This is a genomic window from Caballeronia sp. HLA56 (genome assembly GCF_054655155.1).
The window spans coordinates 2,965,445-2,984,800 of the sequence record NZ_BAAHOB010000005.1; the positions used below are offsets into that span (position 1 = coordinate 2,965,445).

The 19,356-nt window shown below is 64.3% G+C and carries 16 protein-coding genes; 10 read left to right on the forward strand and 6 right to left on the reverse strand.

Annotation, left to right across the window (positions count from 1 at the left end; all coding sequences use genetic code 11):
• The first annotated feature begins 135 nt into the window (after positions 1–135).
• Positions 136–1,146, forward strand: coding sequence for a LysR family transcriptional regulator (locus ACYQ47_RS33420; protein ID WP_250491978.1), 1,011 nt, complete (start codon positions 136–138; stop codon positions 1,144–1,146).
• Positions 1,147–1,207: 61 nt separating this feature from the next.
• Positions 1,208–2,227 carry a 2-hydroxyacid dehydrogenase gene (locus ACYQ47_RS33425; RefSeq protein WP_250491882.1) on the forward strand — a complete coding sequence of 340 codons (1,020 nt, stop codon included), beginning with the start codon at positions 1,208–1,210 and terminating at the stop codon, positions 2,225–2,227.
• Positions 2,228–2,236: 9 nt separating this feature from the next.
• Here ACYQ47_RS33425 and ACYQ47_RS33430 read toward each other — a convergent pair whose 3' ends face one another.
• Positions 2,237–2,734 carry a plasmid fertility inhibition factor family protein gene (locus ACYQ47_RS33430; RefSeq protein WP_244827195.1) on the reverse strand — a complete coding sequence of 166 codons (498 nt, stop codon included), beginning with the start codon at positions 2,732–2,734 and terminating at the stop codon, positions 2,237–2,239.
• A 171-nt stretch (positions 2,735–2,905) separates the two neighbouring features.
• On the opposite strand from ACYQ47_RS33430, the gene ACYQ47_RS33435 reads away from it, so the two are divergent.
• From ACYQ47_RS33435 to pdeM, 4 genes are read left to right on the forward strand one after another with little or no spacing between them, the layout of a single operon-like run.
• Entirely contained in the window at positions 2,906–4,003 is a 1,098-nt protein-coding gene (locus ACYQ47_RS33435) for a ligase-associated DNA damage response exonuclease (protein WP_309961395.1), read from the forward strand.
• On the forward strand, positions 4,000–5,655 hold the full coding sequence (locus tag ACYQ47_RS33440) for an ATP-dependent DNA ligase (protein ID WP_459909055.1): 1,656 nt from the start codon (positions 4,000–4,002) through the stop codon (positions 5,653–5,655). Before ACYQ47_RS33435 ends, ACYQ47_RS33440 begins: the two co-directional genes overlap by 4 nt.
• Positions 5,656–5,677: 22 nt before the next feature.
• Positions 5,678–8,482, forward strand: coding sequence for a ligase-associated DNA damage response DEXH box helicase (locus ACYQ47_RS33445; protein WP_459909057.1), 2,805 nt, complete (start codon positions 5,678–5,680; stop codon positions 8,480–8,482).
• A gap of 7 nt (positions 8,483–8,489) precedes the next feature.
• The gene (gene pdeM, locus ACYQ47_RS33450; RefSeq protein WP_244827191.1) at positions 8,490–9,152 is read left to right on the forward strand and encodes a ligase-associated DNA damage response endonuclease PdeM; all 663 of its coding nucleotides are present in this window, start codon (positions 8,490–8,492) and stop codon (positions 9,150–9,152) included.
• 1 nt (position 9,153) lies between these two features.
• Here the strand turns inward: pdeM and ACYQ47_RS33455 are convergent, their stop codons facing one another.
• On the reverse strand, positions 9,154–9,594 hold the full coding sequence (locus ACYQ47_RS33455) for a hypothetical protein (RefSeq protein ID WP_250463406.1): 441 nt from the start codon (positions 9,592–9,594) through the stop codon (positions 9,154–9,156).
• Positions 9,595–9,907: 313 nt separating this feature from the next.
• On the opposite strand from ACYQ47_RS33455, the gene ACYQ47_RS33460 reads away from it, so the two are divergent.
• Together ACYQ47_RS33460 and ACYQ47_RS33465 are read left to right on the forward strand one after the other, a co-directional pair.
• Positions 9,908–11,080 carry an MFS transporter gene (locus tag ACYQ47_RS33460; protein WP_244827189.1) on the forward strand — a complete coding sequence of 391 codons (1,173 nt, stop codon included), beginning with the start codon at positions 9,908–9,910 and terminating at the stop codon, positions 11,078–11,080.
• A 52-nt stretch (positions 11,081–11,132) separates the two neighbouring features.
• Positions 11,133–12,305 (forward strand): MFS transporter, encoded by a 1,173-nt coding sequence (locus ACYQ47_RS33465; RefSeq protein WP_244827188.1) that lies wholly within the window; start codon positions 11,133–11,135, stop codon positions 12,303–12,305.
• Positions 12,306–12,506: 201 nt separating this feature from the next.
• Here ACYQ47_RS33465 and ACYQ47_RS33470 read toward each other — a convergent pair whose 3' ends face one another.
• The 3 genes from ACYQ47_RS33470 to hmgA are packed head-to-tail and all read right to left on the reverse strand — an operon-like array spanning position 12,507 to position 16,476.
• Positions 12,507–13,841: an MFS transporter gene (locus ACYQ47_RS33470; protein WP_459909061.1), complete on the reverse strand. Its 1,335-nt coding sequence runs from the start codon at positions 13,839–13,841 to the stop codon at positions 12,507–12,509.
• 2 nt (positions 13,842–13,843) lie between these two features.
• Complete coding sequence (gene fahA / locus ACYQ47_RS33475; RefSeq protein WP_250525466.1) at positions 13,844–15,142, reverse strand: fumarylacetoacetase; 1,299 nt, start codon at positions 15,140–15,142, stop codon at positions 13,844–13,846.
• Entirely contained in the window at positions 15,139–16,476 is a 1,338-nt protein-coding gene (gene hmgA / locus ACYQ47_RS33480; RefSeq protein ID WP_459909063.1) for a homogentisate 1,2-dioxygenase, read from the reverse strand. Before hmgA ends, fahA begins: the two co-directional genes overlap by 4 nt.
• Before the next feature lie 202 nt (positions 16,477–16,678).
• Between hmgA and ACYQ47_RS33485 the strand changes: the two genes are divergently transcribed.
• Positions 16,679–17,500 (forward strand): EAL domain-containing protein, encoded by an 822-nt coding sequence (locus ACYQ47_RS33485; protein ID WP_244827185.1) that lies wholly within the window; start codon positions 16,679–16,681, stop codon positions 17,498–17,500.
• Here the strand turns inward: ACYQ47_RS33485 and ACYQ47_RS33490 are convergent.
• Positions 17,497–19,044 (reverse strand): FGGY-family carbohydrate kinase, encoded by a 1,548-nt coding sequence (locus ACYQ47_RS33490; protein ID WP_459909066.1) that lies wholly within the window; start codon positions 19,042–19,044, stop codon positions 17,497–17,499. The genes ACYQ47_RS33485 and ACYQ47_RS33490 overlap by 4 nt on opposite strands.
• Before the next feature lie 50 nt (positions 19,045–19,094).
• Between ACYQ47_RS33490 and ACYQ47_RS33495 the strand changes: the two genes are divergently transcribed.
• Positions 19,095–19,301: a hypothetical protein gene (locus tag ACYQ47_RS33495; protein ID WP_459909068.1), complete on the forward strand. Its 207-nt coding sequence runs from the start codon at positions 19,095–19,097 to the stop codon at positions 19,299–19,301.
• The last annotated feature ends 55 nt before the right edge of the window (positions 19,302–19,356 follow it).

A 19,356-nucleotide genomic window follows, 5' to 3' on the forward strand; every position in this document is an offset into this window, starting at 1 on the left:
AATTAAATATTGCATTTCTTTCGTCCTGTCAATATTATCCGTTTAAAGAACAAAACGAGGGTCAACAAAAGTGAACGGCCGTATCTTTGGATGCGCCTAACTCCCTCCATCGCTGTACAACCTGAGGGCTGCACAATGAATCAGATCCATGCAATGCGAGTTTTCGTTCGGGTAGCCGATACCGAAAGCTTCAGACGAGCCGCCCAGCAACTAGACGTCTCAAATGCCTTGGTGACACGGGCAATTGCCATGCTCGAAGCGCATTTGCGAACGCGTTTGATTAACCGGACCACGCGAAATCTTTCTCTCACGGAAGCCGGCACACGCTATCTCGAAGGCTGTCGGGCTCTGCTGGAAGAACTGGATCATCTTGAGTCGGCAGTTACCCATACTGAAGGCGAACCTAGCGGCACTTTGCGCGTGGTGGCATCGAGCGCGCTTTCACTCCTAACCCTTACTCCGTTAATCGACGGATTCAGAAAGCTTTATCCGAAAGTCAATGTGCGCCTGACGCTCGCCGAACGTCACGTCGATCTCGTCGAAGACGGCTATGACGTGGGAATCGTCACCGCGTTCATGGTGTCGAGCACCGCGCTCGTGGAACGTCCCGTCGGCAATAACGCGCTCGTGCCCGTTGCCACGCCCGCGTATCTCGCTGAACACGGCACGCCCGCCACGCCAACCGATCTACAGTCCATGCCGTCCGTTGGGCTACCCAGCGAGATACGAAGCTCTTCCTGGCATTTCCGGCACCGCCATGGAGCAGCGGACCAAGTTGCCCTCGCTCCCGTCTACTCGGTCAACAGTGCGCTGATGGTGCGCCTCGCGACGATGCGTGACATGGGCTTTTCGATCCTGCCCGAAGGCATCGTCAACCGAGATATCGCAGACGGCACGCTCGTGCGGCTCTTGCCCGAGTACACCATCGACGACCCGGAGATGAAAGTGTCGATCGTCTATCCGGGACGTCAATATCTGCCTGCCAAGACGCGCTTTTTCATCGACTACGCGCTTGAAAGGCTCACTCAGGAAGTGACCTCGGCATCGTCCAAGCCAGATGAAATCTATCGGCCGACGCCCCCCGCCTTTAAGCCCGCACCGGGCGCAGGCGTGACGCCTGCCGTCACCTCGGCGACCCACCACTGACCCCAAGGCGTGCGGCTTATCTCACAGGCCGGTACGCGTCGATTCTTGCCTGTGACGAAACATGTCGAGCGCCCATTCCCATCGCCTCATTCTCTTTAGCAGCCGTCAGTACGACGCCGATACGTTTTGTCAGGCTAACGAATCGTTCGGCGTCGAGCTCGATTTTCGCGAAGCTCATCTCGACGCGCAGACGGCCATCCTTGCGCAAGGTTTCACGGCCGTCTGCCCGTTCGTCAACGATCTCGTCGACGCCGCCGTACTCGAAAAGCTCCACGCAGGCGGCACGCGTCTGGTCGCATTGCGCTCGGCGGGCTTCAATCATGTCGATCTGCATGCGGCCAAGCGCCTTGGCATCGCCGTCACGCGCGTTCCCGCGTACTCGCCGCATGCGGTGGCGGAACACGCGGCCGGCATGATCCTCACGCTCAATCGCCGGCTGCATCGTGCGGTGGCGCGCACGCGCGAAGGCGATTTCTCGCTCAACGGCCTGCTCGGCTTCGATCTGTATGGCAAGACCGTCGGCGTGGTCGGCACGGGTATCATCGGGCGCACGTTCGGCAAGATCATGGCGGGCTTCGGCATGCAGGTGCTCGCCTACGATCCAGGACCGCCCGCCACGGACCTGCTCGAACGCGGCGCGCGCTATGTCGCTCTGGACGAACTGCTCGCGAACTCCGATGTCGTCTCGCTGCACTGTCCGCTCCTGCCCGCGACCTATCACATGATCGACGAACGCGCGCTCGCAAGCATGAAGCGCGGCGCCATGCTCATCAATACCGGTCGCGGCGGGCTCGTGGAAAGCAATGCGTTGATCGGCGCGTTGAAGAGCGGCCAGTTAGGGCATCTCGGACTGGATGTCTACGAGGAAGAAGGCGGTCTTTTCTTCGAAGACCATTCGGACCACTTGCTTCAGGACGACGTGCTCGCGCGTCTCCTCACGTTTCCGAACGTCATCATTACCGCGCATCAGGCGTTTTTTACGCGCGAGGCGTTGATCGAGATTGCATCGACCACGCTCGGCAACCTCATCGCATGGGCGAACGGCACGCCGCGTAATCTGGTCGATGCCCCCGCCGCCTGACCGGCGCAATCACATATCGCCGTATTCCGCGCTCGCTTCGCCGGGCGCGGCGCACATGGCAAGCAGCATGGCCGCTTCGCGCTCGTGCACTTCCACCGGCATGCAAAGCGCGCCCGCATGAGCCAGATAGCGCGCGCGATGCTGCCCGTTGCGAAACGCGATCACACCCTCACGATGCACGCCCAGCAAGCCTAGAAAACCCGACGAGCGGCGCACGCTGATGGTCACGTAAGGCATCTCCGGCACACGCGGATTGTCCGGGTCGAGAAACTCGCGGATACCGCGCACCTTGCCCGCGTGCCAGTCGGTGACGGCCTTGAGCACGTAGTCGGTGTCGTCGCGATTGGCGCATTCGAGCAGTTTCCTGACATCGACGAGTACGACCTGATGGCGGGAACCCGGGTCGTTGAAGACCCGTTTCAGGCGCACGAAGTCGTACTGAGGATGGCCTTGCAGCCTGACGATCCAGACCGCTTCTGCGGCGGTCGGCGCTACGATCGTATCCATGTTCGGCACCAAAAAGACGAGCGGCGCGCGCCCCGTGCGCGCGTATCGCGAGATGAAGCGGCGATAGATGAGTCAGTTAAACTTTTACACCCTAGCGGTTAATCGTGAAAGCACCATGACGGGCACGTGGCGTGCTTTTGTGGTCGGAATCGAACACTATTGGCAAGCTGCATGCCTCAACGTCTCGTGGACACCTCCTCCGACCTGATCGTCGCGCGGCCCGAAGGGCTGTTTTGCCCGCCGGGCGGCTTCTATATCGACCCGTGGCGACCGGTCGAACGCGCCGTGATCACACACGCGCATGCGGACCACGCACGCTTCGGACATGCGCGCTATCTCACCGCCGAAGCGGGACTGGGCGTGTTGCAGTCGCGCCTTCCGGGCATCGACGTTCAAGGTCTGCCTTATGGCGAGAGCATCGACGTGAATGGCGTGACCGTCTCGCTGCATCCCGCCGGACATGTGCTCGGCTCGGCGCAAGTGCGCGTGGAGCACGGCGGCCGCGTGTGGGTCGCATCCGGCGACTACAAGGTCGAGCCCGATCCGACTTGCGCGCCCTTCGAGCCCGTGCGCTGCGATACCTTCATCACGGAATCGACCTTCGGCTTGCCGATCTATCGATGGGAACCGTCCAAGGCCGTGTTCGATGGCGTCGATGCATGGTGGCGGCATAACGCCGCCGAAGGCCGCGCTTCCGTGCTCTTCTGCTATTCGTTCGGCAAGGCGCAGCATGTGCTCGCGGGCATCGACAGGAGTATCGGGCCGATCTTCTGTCATGGCGCGGTCGAGCCGCTGAATCGCGCCTATCGCGATGCGGGTGTCGACCTGCCGCCGACGCGCCTCGTCAGTGAAATCGCCGCGCGCGACAAGGCCGAGTTCAAGGGCGCGCTGATCGTCGCGCCACCATCCGCGCAAGGCAGCACGTGGATGCGCCGCTTCGGCGATTACAGCGATGCCTTCGCGTCCGGCTGGATGCGTCTGCGCGGCACGCGGCGGCGCAAGGGCGTGGACCGCGGCTTCGTGTTGTCCGACCATGCGGACTGGCCGGGCCTGCAACTCGCGATAGGCGCGACGGGCGCGGAACGCGTGATCGTCACGCACGGACAGATCGAGCCGATGGTGCGCTGGCTCACCGAGCAAGGTCTCGAAGCAGGCGCGTTCACGACCGAATACGGCGACGACGCCATCGAAGCCGATGCCGCCGATGCGCCCGCCGAAGTCTCTGCGCCAGCCGCGACCGACGCGTCAGCCGAGACGGCGCCGCAATGAAACGCTTCGCGACGCTCTATACGGCGCTCGACGCCACCACATCGACGAACGAAAAGCTCGAAGCGCTGATCGCCTACTTCTCGGGCGCCGCAGCCGAAGACGCGGCGTGGGCGTCGTACTTCCTTGCAGGCGGCAAGCCGCGCCAGTCGGTGCCGACGCGCCTTTTGACCGAACTCGCCCGCGAACGCGCGGGTCTGCCGGATTGGCTCTTCGAGGAGTCGTATCAGGCCGTCGGCGATCTCGCGGAGACGATTGCGCACGTGCTCCCGCCCGCCTCGCGCGAATCGGAACTCGGGCTTGCTCAATGGATCGAGGAGCGCGTGCTGACCTTGCGTGGCGTGTCGCCGGCGGAGTTGCGCGAGCGGCTGCTCGGTTACTGGGACGAACTCAACTGGGGCGAGCGCTTCCTGCTCACCAAGCTGATCGGCGGCGGTTTTCGTGTGGGCGTCGCGCGGCAACTCGTCGTGCGCGCGCTCGCGCAAGTGGCGGGCGTCGATCACAAGCGCATCGCGCAACGCATGGTCGGCTGGACCGATTCGCGCCAAAGCCCGAGCGCGGCGCGTTATCTTCGGCTGATCGCGCCGACAGCCGAAGGCGATGACGTCGATACCCCGCACGAAAGCGATATCGGCTTGCCGTTTCCCTTCTTTCTCGCGCATCCGTTGCAAATCGATCCGGCGACGCTCGGCGCGCCATCGGACTGGATCGCCGAATGGAAGTGGGACGGCATTCGCGCGCAGATCGTCAAGCGCGCGGGCCGCGTGTGGATCTGGTCGCGCGGCGAGGATCTCGTCACGGAGCGCTTTCCGGAGCTTGCCGCGCTTGGCGCCGCACTGCCCGACGGCACCGTGATCGACGGCGAGATTCTCGCGTGGGAACCGGGCGCGGACGCACCGCTGCCGTTCGCGCGTCTGCAGCCGCGCATCACGCGCAAGTCGCTGACGAAGAAAGTGCTCGCCGATTCTCCCGTCGCGATGCTCGCCTACGATCTGCTCGAAGCCGATGGCCGCGACCTGCGCACCGAGCCTTTGGAAACGCGTCGTGCGAAGCTGGATGCGCTGGCGGCATCGCTCGCGGTGGATGTCTTGCGCGTGTCGCCGCTCGTGGTGGCGCCCAATTGGGAGACGCTCGCCGGCTTGCGCGACGAAAGCCGCGCGCGCGGTGTCGAAGGGCTCATGCTGAAAGAGCGCATGTCGATGTATGGCGTCGGCCGCACAAAGGCGTCGGGAACCTGGTGGAAGTGGAAGATCGATCCCTACGCCATCGACGCCGTCTTGCTCTACGCCCAGCGCGGCCACGGCCGGCGCGCGAGCCTCTACACGGATTTCACCTTCGCGGTCTGGGACGAAGCGGACGGCGTGCGCACACTGGTGCCGTTCGCCAAGGCCTATTCCGGCTTGACCGACGAGGAAATGCGCAAGGTCGATGCAATCGTGCGCAAGACGACCATCGAAAAATTCGGTCCGGTGCGCAGCGTCACGCCGACGCTCGTGTTCGAGATCGGCTTCGAGGGCATTCAGGCGAGTCCACGCCACAAATCGGGCATCGCGGTGCGCTTTCCGCGCATGCTGCGCTGGCGGACCGACAAGACGATCGAGGACGCCGATACGCTCGACATGCTCAAGGGGTTTTTGAACGAGGCGGTGGCATGAGAAGCTCGCGCGGAGCATCGGCATGAGTGAACTCGACGATGCGGACGGTATCGACACGCCCGACACGCCCGACACGCCCGACACGCCCGACACGCCCGACACGTCGGCGCGATCCAGGCGCCGTGCGCCGCGTCCGCGTCGCGTGCCGCGCACGCAGGCGGCGCAGGCCAAGCTCGATGCCGCCGCCGAGCTATTCAAACCCGCGCCGTTTGAATACGACGCGCAGGAAGCCGCGAAGCCGATGGACGAACGCATCACGCGCTGGTTCGATTCGCGCGGCTGGCAGCCGTTCGAGTTTCAGCGGGAAGTCTGGCGTGAGATCGAACGAGGCGCGAGCGGCTTATTGCATGCGACCACGGGCGCGGGCAAAACATGGGCCGTGTGGCTCGGGGCGCTTGCGGCGTACGCGGGACCGCCGAAGCCCAAAGCGGGCGCGAAGCGTAAAGGCAAAACCGCCGGCAATTCCCGGCTCGACGAGAAAGGCCGCGCGCTTGCCGTTGCGGACCCTGAGGACAGCGCGCAATCCACCGCAAAGACCGCCGACCGCGTTGCCACCATCACTGACAAAACGCCCCTCCCCGCGCCGCTCACCGTGCTATGGATCACGCCGATGCGCGCCCTCGCCGCCGATACCGCCCGCGCCTTGCAAACGGCGGTGACGGCGCTCTCGGTGCCGTGGACCGTCGGCTTGCGCACGGGCGATACGTCATCCACGGAACGCTCGCGTCAGAACCGCCGCATGCCTTCCGCGCTCGTCACCACGCCGGAAAGCCTCACGCTCATGCTCACGCGCGCCAACGCGCGCGAAGAACTCGCGCACGTGCGGCTCGTCGTGGTCGACGAATGGCATGAACTGCTCGGCAACAAACGCGGTACGCAGACGCAACTCGCGTTCGCCCGCCTCGCGCGCTGGCGTCCCGAGGTGCAGATCTGGGGTCTCTCCGCCACGCTCGGCAATCTCGCGCTCGCGCACGACGCGCTGCTGCATCCCGTGCGCACGCCACGCGTCATCGTGCGCGGCGCGCAGCCGAAAACGCTCGTCGTCGACACGCTGATTCCCGAGACCATCGAGCGCTTTCCGTGGGGCGGCCATCTCGGCGTGCGCCAGGTCGGACCCGTCGCCGATGAAATCGAGCACGCGCAAAGCTCGCTCGTCTTCACGAATACCCGCTCGCAATCCGAGATCTGGTATCGCGCGCTTCTGGAGTTGAAGCCGGAGTGGGCCGGGCTCATCGCGCTGCATCACGGTTCGCTCGACAAGGAAGTGCGCGACTGGGTCGAACTCGGTCTGAAGAACGGGCAGCTGAAAGCGGTCGTCTGCACGTCGAGTCTCGATCTCGGCGTCGATTTTCTGCCGGTGGATCGCGTGTTTCAGATCGGCTCGCCCAAAGGCGTCGCGCGTCTCATGCAGCGCGCCGGACGTTCGGGACACGCGCCGGGGCGTGTGTCGCGCGTGACCATCGTGCCGACGCATGCGCTCGAACTCGTGGAGGCGGCCGCAGCGCGCTGGGCCATCGGCGAGCGGCGTATCGAAGGACGAGACATGCCGCTCAAGCCGCTCGATGTCCTCGTGCAGCATCTCGTGACCGTGGCGATAGGCGGCGGCTTCACGCCCGCCGACATGTTCGACGAAGTACGCACGGCGTATGCGTATCGCGATCTCACGCAGGCCGAATTCGACTGGGCGCTCGCCTTCGTCGAACGCGGCGGCACTTCGCTTTCGGCGTATCCGGATTATCACCGCGTCGTTCATGGCGACGACGGCGTGTATCGCGTGCCGCGCGAGGACCTCGTGCGCAGGCATCGGAACAATGTCGGGACCATCGTCGCCAATGCGACCATCAGCGTGGCCTACATGACGGGCGGACGGATCGGCGCGATGGAAGAATCGTTCATCTCGCGCCTGAAACCGGGCGATGTCTTCACCTTCGGCGGCCGCGCGCTCGAACTCGTGCGCGTGCGCGACATGACCGCCTACGTGAAACGCGCGACCTCCTCGCGCGGCGCGATGCCGCAATGGGCCGGCAGCAAGATGCCGCTCTCGTCCGAGCTCTCCGAGGCCGCGCTCGTCATGCTCGCGCGCGCCAACGACGGCATCTACGACGAACCCGAAATGCGCGCCGTGCAACCGCTGCTCGACTTGCAGGCGAAATGGTCCGCGCTGCCGGGACCGGGCGTGCTGGTCGTCGAAAGCGTGCGGTCGCGCGAAGGACATCACTTCTTTTGCTATCCATTCGCCGGGCGCATGGCGCACATCGGCCTGGGCTCGCTCATCGGCTGGCGCGTCGCGCGCGATCAGCCCAGCACCTTTTCCATTTCGATGAACGATTACGGCTTCGAACTGCTGTCGGCGCGGCCGTTCGACTGGGAAACGCTCATCGAGGAAGGGCTTTTCTCGGCGGAAAATCTCGAGCACGACATTCTCGCGAGCCTCAATGCCTCTGAATTGTCGGCGCGGCGCTTCCGGGAAATTGCGCGCGTGTCGGGCCTGATTTATCAAGGGCATCCGGGGCAGCAGAAAAGCGCGCGGCAATTGCAGGCGTCGAGCGGGCTTTTCTACGAAGTGTTCCGCAAGCACGACAGCGGCAATCTGCTGCTCACGCAAGCCGATCAGGAAGTCATGTTGCAGGAACTCGAACTCGGCCGCATCCGCGCCGCGCTGCAACGCATGAGCGAAAGCCGTCTCGCGCTCACGCATCCGAAGAAGCCGACGCCCTTTGCGTTTCCGCTGATCATCGCGCGTCTCCGCGAAAAGGTGAGTACCGAAAAGCTGTCGGACCGCGTGGAGCGTATGCTTGCCGATCTGGAAAAAGCAGCGCAAGCATAGGATGCAAATGGCAATTGAAGCACTGACGGTCGACGTGAACGGTCACGCGCTCCTGCTTTCGGCGGAGCGCGCGGCCTTCGATCCCATTCTGATGACGCTCTTCATCGCCGACGCCCACTTCGGCAAGGACGCCGTGTTTCGCGCGCGCGGCATTCCAGTGCCAGTCGGCACGACGGCGGAAAGCCTGATGCGGCTCGATACGCTCGTCGCCACGCATAAACCTGAAGCGATCGTGTTTCTCGGCGATCTGCTCCATGCGCGCGAGTCGCATGCCGATGAAACGCTTACGGCGCTACATGCGTGGCGCATGCGGCATCGGCAAATGCGGCTCGTGCTGGTCGAAGGCAATCACGACAAGCACGCGGGCGCGCTGCCCGAAGCGTTCGGCGTGGAACTCGTGAAGGAGCCGTATCGGCTGGGACCGTGGGCGCTTTGTCATCATCCGCAGACCGTGGACGATGCCTACGCGCTCGCCGGACATGAACACCCTGTTTACCGGCTCGCGACGCGTGCCGACAGCGTGCGGCTGCCGTGCTTTCGCTTCGGCCAACGCTCGGGCGTGCTGCCCGCGTTCGGCGCGTTCACTGGCGGTTTCGAGGTCAACGGCGACGTGCGCGGCGAGGCGGTTTATGTCGTGGCGGGCGAACGCGTCTTCAACGTGCGCAACTGAGTCAGTGATACGTCGACGTCGACGATTGCAGCTTGGTCAATGTCCCGCGCTGATAGCCGTACCAGCCGGACGACGTCTGCATGACGACTTCCTCGCCTTGCCAGAACACGCGTTTGACGACGAGCCTCTTGCCGATGCGCTGCACGAGCGGCGGCTTGTGACGAAAGTCGTAAAGCACGGGACCGACGTCGGTCTGCACGAGCGAGCGCGTGAGCGTGTCGGATGCGCCCGTCTGGTCGAAATGCACGACGCGCTTGGCGTCGAAGCGGTCGAAGGTATCGGTTCCGAGCACGGCGGCGAAGCCCGATTCGTCGCGCAGAAAATTGAGCGCGCCCGCCGACGTGGCAATGGGTCCGGTGGCGCTGCTTTGCGCCTGCGCGTGAACCGAGACGAGCAGCGCGGCAGCAAAGGCGGCGCCGAAAAAACTTTTGAGTTGGGACATGTCAATCAGTGGATGCTGCGTTTTTCCAACACTCGCCCAGAACTTCGCTCGCGCAAGCAATGGCGTCCTGTCAGAACATTACTAGAAACATCTGACGTCAACTAGCGGCCGCGCGGGTAAAACTCCGTCGACGAGGCGGCATTCGTCAAAATATCCGTTCGCGGGGGTGCATTGTCGGGGCCGAGCAGACTAAGGGTTTCCACCAGCATCAAAAATGACCTTTCGGTAGAATCCGAGCCTTCACTCGCCGACATTCGCGCCGCTCATTCCGACGACGCGCGCCGCGCGACACACCGCACTCGCAACCTCCGCCATGCCTCTGCCCCTTCTCGCTCTCGCCATCGCCGCGTTCGGCATCGGCACGACAGAATTCGTCATCATGGGCCTGCTGCCCAACGTCGCGCGCGATCTCGCGGTATCGATTCCGGCGGCAGGCATGCTCGTTTCGGGCTATGCGCTCGGCGTGACCATCGGCGCGCCGATTCTTGCCGTCGTCACGGCGAAGATGCCGCGCAAGAAGGCGCTCATGGGGCTGATCGGCGTGTTTATCGTCGGCAATACGCTTTGCGCGCTCGCGCCGAATTACTGGGTGCTGATGGGCGCGCGTATCGTCACCGCGTTCTGTCATGGCGCTTTCTTTGGTATCGGCTCGGTGGTCGCCGCCGATCTGGTCGCGCCGAACCGCCGCGCGCAGGCCATCGCGCTGATGTTCACCGGCCTCACGCTTGCCAACGTGCTCGGCGTGCCGCTCGGCACCGCGCTCGGCCAAGCGGCCGGCTGGCGCGCGACCTTCTGGGTCGTGACCTTGATCGGCCTCGCCGCGGCGGGCGCGCTCGCGGTTTGCCTGCCGAAGCACATCGAGATGCGCGAGACCAGCATCCTGCGCGAATTCGACGTGCTCAAGAACCCGCAGGTGCTGATGGTGCTCGGCATCAGCGTGCTGGCTTCGGCGAGCCTGTTCTCGGTCTTTACCTACATCACGCCGATTCTCGAGGATGTCACCGGTTTCACGCCGCACGCCGTGACCTACGTGCTGCTGTTGTTCGGCCTCGGCCTCACGGTCGGCAGCACGCTTGGCGGCAAGCTCGCCGACTGGAAGCTGTTGCGCTCGCTGCTGACATTTCTCCTGTCGATCGTCGTGATCCTCACGATTTTCGCGGGCACCATGCACGAACCGGTCTCGGCGATGATCACCATCTTCCTGTGGGGCGTGCTCGCGTTCGCGATCGTGCCGCCGCTGCAGATCCTGATCGTGAATCGCGCGAGCGATGCGCCCAATCTCGCCTCCACGCTCAACCAGGGCGCGTTCAATCTGGGCAACGCCACGGGCGCGTGGCTGGGCGGCTGCGTCATCAGCGCAGGCGCGCCGCTGACTTCGCTGCCGTGGGTCGGCGTGCTGATGGCGTGCTGCGCCTTTGCGCTCACGCTGCTTTCCGCGACGCTCGACAAGCGTGCGCGGCGCGTTGCGTTCGGGCAGGCCGCTTGAGGCTGCTGCAGATCCTCTCGGGTTCTCGGCGAAGCGAGCGGCACGGCGGTATATGAAGGGCATTCTTTCTCGCGACTTTCTCGCGCTCATACTGAGTGTCGCGGTGGTCGGCCTCGGGCTAGGCGCAACCATTCCGCTCACCGCGCTTGCACTCACGCAAGCCGGGTTCGGCACGGGCATCGTCGGCCTGATGACGGCGATGCAGGCAGGCGGCGGACTGGCCGTCGCGCCTTTCGCAAGCCGCGTTGCGAGTCGGCTGGGCGCACGCGGGACGATTGTCGGGGCGGTGATCGTCGCAGCGTTCGCGACCATCGCGATGCAGTTCACCGTGAATTTGTGGCTATGGGCCGTGCTGCGCTTTCTATGCGGCGCGGCGCTGATGCTGCTATTCACCATCGGCGAAGCATGGGTCACGCAGCTCGCCGACGACTCCACGCGCGGGCGCGTCGTCGCCATTTACGCGACCAACTTCACTCTGTTTCAGATGACGGGGCCGGTGCTCGTCAGCGCCATCGGCGGCTGGACTTCGGCGCGCTTCGCCGTCTGCGGCGCGATCTTTCTGCTGGCGCTGCCCGCGCTCGCCTCGATTCGCGGCACGCCGCACACGCTTGCATCGCACGACGAACACGCTACCGCTGGCGACTGGCGGCATGTGTTGCCGCGCATGCCCGCGCTCGTGATCGGCACGGGTTTCTTCGCGCTCTTCGACACGCTCGCGCTTTCGCTGATGCCGCTCTTCGCGATCTCGCACGGTGTCGGCGCGGACGTGGGCGTGCTGTTCGCCTCCGCCATCCTGTTCGGCGATACCTTGATGCAGTTTCCCATCGGCTGGCTGGCGGACCGTATCGGGCGCACGAAGGTGCATGTCGGCGCGGGCGTGGTGGTCACGCTGCTGCTGCCGCTGCTGCCGTGGGCGGTCGAGTATCCGTGGTTGTGCTGGCCGCTCCTGTTCGTGACCGGCGCGGCGGCGGGCAGCGTCTATACGCTATCTATCGTTGCGTGCGGCGAGCGCTTTCGCGGCACGGCGCTGGTGTCGGCGACGGCTATCGTCGGCGCTTCGTGGAGCGTGGCGAGTTTCGGCGGGCCGATCATCGCGGGGACATTGATGGATCGCGTGAGTCCGGATGCGCTGATTGGCGTGCTGGTGGTCGCGGCGGCGGCGTTTCTGGGCGCGGCGGCTTGGGAGAAGCGCGCTTCGACAGATGACGCTGATTGCGTTTCCTGAACGTCCAACGCACCGTCTTTCTGTCGCATCCGGTTGCGAGCGCGCCACCGGATGCGTCGCCCTAGCAGGCATGGCGCACACGCCGTTACGCGCGGGCCTTCGTTGCACATCTGGATCGTGCCGACCGAAGGCCACGCGGCGGCGTGGCGCGACATCATGCGCCGGCGCCGGCTTCGCTTGAGGAATCAAGTCTCCATCACATCAAGCCGTCTGCGCCGCCCCACTTCGCTCCCGCCGCACGAAAGCCAGCACGCCAACCAGCAACGCCGAGCAAAACACCGGCAACGCCGCCGCATGAAAGAGCGACGCATTGCTCCATCCGAGCGCGATCATCTGTCCGCCGACGAGCGGCCCGATCACCGACCCCACGCGTCCGATGCCCAGACTCCAGCCGATGCCCGTGGACCGCAGCGAGGTCGGATAAAAATGCCCCGCGAGCGCATTCACCGCAGGCTGTCCACCGACGATGCAGAACCCGCCGGCAAACACCGCGACGAATAGCCAGAACTGCACGTGCGCCACGCCGCCGATCATCCCTACGCTCACCGCGCCCACGAGAAAGCAGGCCAGCAACACACGCACGAAGCCGAATCGTTCGATGAACCAGCCGAGCATGAGCGTGCCTACCACGCCGCCCGTCTGCAACAGCGTGCCGACCAGCACGGCCATGCCCGGCGAGTATCCCGCATCGCGCATGACGGTCGGCAGCCAGTTCGACAGGAAGTACAGATCGATGAGATTCATGAAGCTGATCGCCCACAAGATCAGCGTGACCGGCCCGCGGCCCGCGCGGAACAGTTCGGCGACCGGCGCGCCCGAACTCGCTTTTTCGCGGACGACGAGCCGCGTCGAGGCATCGATGGCAAGCGACGGATCGAACTTCGCGAGCCAGTCGCGGGCGCGCGCCTCGCGGCCCTTCAGCACGAGAAATTGCAGCGATTCAGGCAGCGCGATGACCATCCATACCGCGAGCAACAAAGGCACCAGGCCGCCGACCCAGAACACCGAACGCCAGCCGAAAGCAGGGATCAGCGCCGCGCTCACGAAGCCGCCCAGCGCCGCGCCGAGCGTGAAGCCGCACGAGACGAGCATCATCCGCTTGACGCGATGCTCGGCCGTCGAAAACTCGCCGACGAGCGCCATTGCGTTCGGCATGATGCAGCCGAGGCCAAGACCCGTCACGAAACGCAAGGCCGTGAGCACCGGCAAGCTGTCGGTGAACGCGGTTGCGATCATCGAGAACGCGAAGAAAAACGTCGAGCCGATCAACACCGGCCTGCGCCCGATGCGATCCGCCAGCACCGACAAGCCGAGCGCGCCAAGCAGCATGCCGAAAAGACTCGCGCTGAAAACCGGCCCGAGCGCCGCCTTCGACACGTGCCAGTCCGCGATGACGGCCGGCGCGACGTAACCCATCGCTTGCGCGTCGAAGCCATCGATCACGAGGCATAGTCCGCACAACACGAGCAGCATCGCCTGAAAGCCGGGCCGGTGCGCCTGACCAAGCGCGCTCTCCACATCGACCGCATTCGCCATGTTCAATCCTTGAAATTATTGCGCGCCGCGAGGATGCGCCCCGCGCACTCGCCGAAACCAATGCGATAACCCTCGCCCTGACACCATCCGCGCAAGGTGACTTCGTCGCCGTCCTGCAGGAACGCGCGCTCGCCGCCTTCGACGAGGCTCAACGGCCGTTGTCCGTTCCACGTGCTTTCGAGCAAACTGCCGCACGATTGCGGTGTCGCGCCACTGATGGTGCCGGAGCCCATGAGATCGCCCACGCGCGTATTGCAGCCCGATGCCGTGTGATGCGTAAGCTGCTGCGCCATCGACCAGTACATCAGCCTGAAATTGGTGCGCGAGATGGTCGTGGCGCGGCTCGCGCCTTCCGGCCTCAGCGTCACTTCCAGGTCGATGTCGAACGCGTGCTCGCCCTCATGCCGCAGATACGCGAGCGGTTGCGGCTCCTGCACGGGCGTCGCGGTGCGGAAGGGTTCGAGCGCGTCGAGCGTGACGATCCACGGCGAAATGGTGGTCGCGAACCCTTTCGCGTTGAACGGTCCGAGCGGCACGTATTCCCATTGCTGGATGTCGCGCGCGCTCCAGTCGTTGAGCAGCACCATGCCGAAGATATGCGACTCCGCATCCGCGCAGGCAATCGGTTCGCCGAGCGCATTACCGCGCCCGATGATGAAACCCGTCTCCAGCTCGATATCCAGCTTGCGGCATGCGCCGAACACCGGCCGCTCTTCGTTGGGCGCTTTCAACTGGCCGTTCGGGCGGCGCACCGGCGTGCCGCTCACCACCACCGACGACGCGCGTCCGTTATAGCCGATCGGCATCTCGGACCAGTTCGGCAGCAGCGCATTCTTCGGATCGCGGAACATCGAGCCGACGTTGGTCGCGTGTTCCTTCGAGGAATAGAAGTCCGTGTAGCCGGGAATCTCGACGGGCAGATGGAGCGTTGCATCGGCGCGCGGAACGAGCGTGCGGCGGCGCAACGCGGAATCGTCGCGCAGCGTGGATGCGCCCTCTTGCAGCAGGCCGCTGAGCGCGCTGCGCACCGCGCGCCACGTATCGCGTCCGAGCGCGATGAAGTCGTTCAGACGCGGCGCGTTGAAGGTGCCGTGACCATCGACGAGACGCGCTTCTTCGAGCGCCGCCAGGTCCACGATCCAGTCGCCGATAGCCACACCCGCGCGCGGCCGCGGATTCACCGGGTCGCTGAAGATGCCAAACGGCAGGTTCTGGATCGGAAAGTCGCTCGCCGGATCGTTGGCGGAGTCGAGCCAGCTCTTGAGTTGCGGCGCACGCGTCGCGTGAAGCGCGTCGTTCATCGTTGCTCCGGGTTGAAGTGTTTCGTGAGCCCTTGCCAGCACTCGTAGTAATGCGCCTGCAATTGCGCGGTTTCGAGCGCGAACTGCGTCGGCTTGATGAGCGTGCGCGTCTCGAACATGAAGGCGAGTGTGTCGCCGACCTTCGCGGGCTTCGAGGTATCGCTTCTCGATGCCTTTTCGAAGGTATCCGCGTCCGGCCCGTGTCCCGACATGCAGTTGTGCAGACTCGCGCCGCCCGGCAGGAAGCCCTCGGCCTTCGCGTCGTAGACACCATGCACGAGGCCCATGAATTCGCTCGCCACATTGCGATGGAACCAGGGCGGCCGGAACGTGTCCTCGGCGGCGAGCCAGCGCGGCGGAAAAATCACGAAGTCGATGCTATCGACGCCCGGCGTATCGCTCGGCGATTGCAGCACGAGAAAGATGGACGGATCGGGATGATCGAAGCTGATCGAACCGATGGCGTTGAAGTGGCGCAGGTCGTATTTGTAGGGCGCGTAGTTGCCGTGCCACGCGACCACGTCGAGCGGCGAATGGCCGATATCCGCGCGCCACAGCACGCCGTTCATCTTGGCGATGAGTTCGAACGCGCCTTCGCGGTCCTCATAAGCCGCGTGCGGCGTGAGGAAATCACGCGGATTGGCGAGCCCGTTCGAACCGATAGGCCCGAGATCGGGCAGCCGCAGCAACGCGCCGAAGTTCTCGCAGATATAGCCGCGCGCTTCGCCATCCGGCAGCGCCACGGCAAAGCGCACGCCGCGCGGAATCACCGCGATCTCGAACGGCGCGATATCGAGCTTGCCGAGTTCGGTCCAGATCGCGAGCCGCCCTGCTTGCGGCACGATCAGCAATTCGCCGTCCGCGCTGTAGAAGAAGCGCTCGTGCATCGAACGGTTCGCCGCGTACAGATGAATCGCGCAGCCGCTCATGGATTCGGCGGCGCCGTTGCCGGCCATCGTCACCCAGCCGTCGATGAAATCGGTCGGCGCGGCGGGCATCGGCAGCGGGTCCCAACGCAACTGGTTCGGCGGCGTGGGCGGCACATCGGCGAAATTGGCGACGAGCCGCGCGCGCGAGGCATCGCCAGTCAGTTGCACGAACGGCCGATGCACTGCCGCCGGCCGGATGCGGTACAGCCACGAGCGCCGGTTATGCGCGCGCGGCGCGGTAAAAGCCGTGCCGGAAAGCTGCTCCGCATAAAGACCGTAGGCCGCGCGCTGCGGCGAGTTGCGGCCGATGGGTAGCGCGCCCGGCAACGCTTCGGTCGCGAAGTCGTTGTCGAAACCCGACTGATAGTGCGCGCTGGCGTCGGTATGCGTGTCGAACGTTGGCATGGTCGTGATCCTCGATGAGTGCCATCGCGTGGTATTTACGAATGGTAAAACCAATTACGTTTAGTGAAATTTGTCGTAAACCCTGAGCGTGGCTTATCCCACCCGCATATGAATATGTGAATTTGGCGCAAGCCACGGCGCCATGCGCTGGTACCATCGACGGAATTCGTCCCACCTTGGAAGCCTTAACGCCGAACGCGCCATGATCACCCCGTCCGTGACAGAACTCGTCAACCGCGCCAAGGCGCATCCGTTTCTCGGCGCGCATATCGTGCTGGGCGAAGGCGAGCACGCGGGACAAGCGGTCGCGAACTATGGCGAGTTGCGTATTGCAAGCGCGTATGAGCCGATCTTCGATGTCGGCACGCATAGCTTTCCGCAGGTGTTGAGCGCGTCGCCCGAGAGCGCCGAGCGTTTCGGCGACGAACTCGGCGTGCAGGCGCAGACGCTGATCGAAGGCGATACTCCGCACGATCCCTTTGGCCAACTGGACAACGACCGCGAACTCGTCGCGCTCGACCGGTTATCGCGCGCGCTGCATGCGTTCAATTTCTTCGGCGCGCAAAAGCCCGGTCTGCTGTTTTTGCGCGTGCATGAGCGGTTATTGAAGAGCGTGAAGTACGACCACGGTCTGCACTTCTCGTCGGTGTTGCTGGAGTTCGGCGTGAATCCCGGACGCATCGTGATCGAATTGCCGGCGGCGGCCGTCGCGCACAAGACGTTTCTCGGCTACCTCATCAAAAGCTATCAGCGCTACGGTTTCAAGGTAGCGGGCAATCTGCCCAATGCCGGGCAGATCATGGCGGTATCGGACATGGCGCGGCTCGACTTCATCAAGATGGATGCGCGCGCCGCCTTGCGCGATTCCGTGGTCAAGCATCTGGTGGCGTATGCGCATAGGCTGCGCATTCCGCTCATCTTCAGCAATGTCGCCGATGCCGCGCAGTTCAATGCGCTCGAACAATACGACGTGCACTTCGTGCAAGGGCCGGTGTTCGACGCGCATCCCGGAGAATTGCGTTAGCTGTCGCTGCGCAGGCGATGCATCAGCGGCTTCAGCGCCGGATACAGATCGAGATAGACGCCGAAGCGGTCTCTATAAACGCGTTGCCGTGCTTCGTCCGGCTCTGCGCGATCCACGAGCGTGACCCAGCCGCCTTCCGCCGTTTCGCGTGAGATGAGATTGGCACCGAGCGCCGCGAGCAAGGCCGCGCCCATCGCCGCTTCGACTTCCTGTTCGATGGATTGCACGGGATAACCCGTTACATCCGCGATAATCTGCATCCACAGGTCAGAATGCGCCGCGCCGCCGACCACGATCAGCTTGTCATCCAGCGATTGCGCGCCGCGCCGCCCTGCTTCCATGTTGTGCTTCAACGCAAACGCAACGCCTTCGAGCACCGCGCGATAGAGCGTCGCGCGCGTGTGAAAGAGATTCAAGCCCACGAACGTGCCGCTCGCGTGGGCATCCCAGACGGGGCTGCGCTCGCCCATCAGATAAGGCAGGAACACGACGCCGTCCGAACCCGCCGCGACCTTGGCCGCCGCATCTTCGAGCAGCCGATGCGGATCGCCATCGGGTATTTGCTTGGCTGCCGCGATCTCGGCCTGACAGAACTGATCGCGATACCACGCGACGCATGCGCCCGCCGTGCTGGCGCCACCGAACACGTAGAGATCGCGCTTGCCGTTGTAGACGTGCGGCATGGAGACGAGACCGTGTTGCGCATCGACGCTCTGGTTGATGTAGCCCCAGCACATGCTTGTGCCGATCATCGCGACATGGTGACCCGCGCGCGTCACGCCCGCCGCGAAAGTGGCGACGGCCGCATCGACGCCGCCCGCGACGATCGGCGTGCCCGCCGCAAGCCCGAGCTTGTCCGCCCACTGCGGCAACAGCCCGCCCACGATCTCCGACGACTCGACGAGCCGCGCAGGCATCATCGACACGGGAATGCCGAGCATGTCGAGCGCTTCTTCCGACCACGCGCGGCGGCCGATGTCGTACACGCCGCCGATGTTGCCCGCCGAGCTGTGATCGATCGCGAGTTCGCCCGTGAGGCGCTGGATGATGAACGCGTTCGGCGGCAGGAAATAGCGCGTCTTCTTCCAGACTTCCGGCTGCTGCTCGCGCATCCACAGAATTTTCGTGAAGCCGTAGTAGCTGTCGACGCCGTTGCCGGTGATCGCCTCGATGCGCGCCATATCCACGTTCTGCCGCACCCATTCGACTTGCGCGGTCGCGCGGCGATCCATCCAGATGAGGCACGGGTAAAGCGCTTCCATGTCGTCGTCGACGGGAATGCCCGAGCCGCCGTAGAGACTGCTCACGCAGACCGACTTGATCTGATCGGCCGCGACGCCCTTCGCGCGCGCTTTCGCAACGCAGCCGCTCAAGGCTTTGGTCACGGCATCGAACCAGACGGACGGCCATTGTTCCGCCCAGAGCGGCTTCGGTGTATCCGGATGATAGGCGCTCGAATGTTGCGCGATGATTGCGCCAGTCGTATCGACCAGGAGCGCCTTCGTGCTCTGCGTGCCGATGTCTATGCCGATCACGTAATCCATGCTTTGTCTCCGACTCGTATCTTTCTGTGTGGTTTGCCGCGTCATTGCCTATGGTTGATGCAGACCTTCGTTCAACGCCGGCCATGCTGACTATCCGGGTTATTCCCGATTCGTCCCGTAACGGCGCGCTGGGCTACGTCCGGCGCTTAAGCGCCGCTGCCGCGCGCGGCCGCATGCGGCACCGCGCCTTGACTTTCGCGATGCCCAATACGATCATTCGATCAACCAAAGAGCAAATGCTCACCACGGCTGCGTAAATTGTGAGCGCAAGGCGTCGCAAACGCAAACGGTCGTCCGCGAAGAACGGGCGCA